Annotated in this window: 1 protein-coding gene; it reads left to right on the forward strand. The window is 53.3% G+C overall.

Annotation, left to right across the window (positions count from 1 at the left end; translation table 11 throughout):
* Positions 1-773: conjugative transposon protein TraJ (gene traJ, locus DXA74_RS16010; protein ID WP_233550596.1), on the forward strand; the 773-nt coding region annotated here is incomplete at both ends.

The raw sequence follows: 773 nt of genomic DNA on the forward strand, positions 1-773 counted from the left end.
CGGGGGTAGCCAAAGGGATAGCCGGGCTGGGAGCTTTGTTCTATGTAGCCGCCAAAGTGTGGCAGTCGCTCGCACGTGCCGAACCCATAGACGTGTACCCGCTCCTGCGTCCCTTTGTGTTGGGGCTGTGCATCATGTTTTTTCCAACTTTCGTGCTGGGGACTATCAACACGGTGCTGTCGCCAGTGGTGAAAGGGTGCAACCAGCTTATGGAAACGCAGACTTTCGACATGAACGAGTACCGGGCGCAGAAAGACCGACTGGAATATGAAGCCCTGATGCGAAGCCCCGAAACGGCTTACCTCGCATCGGACGAGGAATTTGACCGACAACTGGAAGAACTGGGCTGGTCGCCCTCCGACATGGTGACTATGACGGGCATGTACATGGACAGGACGGCTTATAATATAAAGAAGTCCGTCCGGGACTGGTTCAGGGAGTTATTGGAAATGCTCTTTCAGGCGGCGGGGCTGATTATAGACACGCTGCGCACGTTCTTCCTAATCGTGTTAAGCATACTGGGTCCGCTGGCGTTTGCGATTTCCGTCTATGACGGTTTCCAAAGCACGCTGACCCAGTGGATTTCACGCTATATATCCATTTACCTGTGGCTACCCGTGTCGGACTTGTTCAGCAGCGTGCTGGCACGCATACAAACCCTGATGCTCCAAAAAGACATCGAGCAGCTTTCAGACCCGGATTTCATCCCGGACGGGAGCAGTACCGTGTATATAATCTTTATGATTATCGGCATCGTGGGCTACTTCACCATT

Source organism: Bacteroides sp. OF04-15BH (assembly GCF_003477995.1).
GTDB lineage: Bacteria > Bacteroidota > Bacteroidia > Bacteroidales > Bacteroidaceae > Paraprevotella.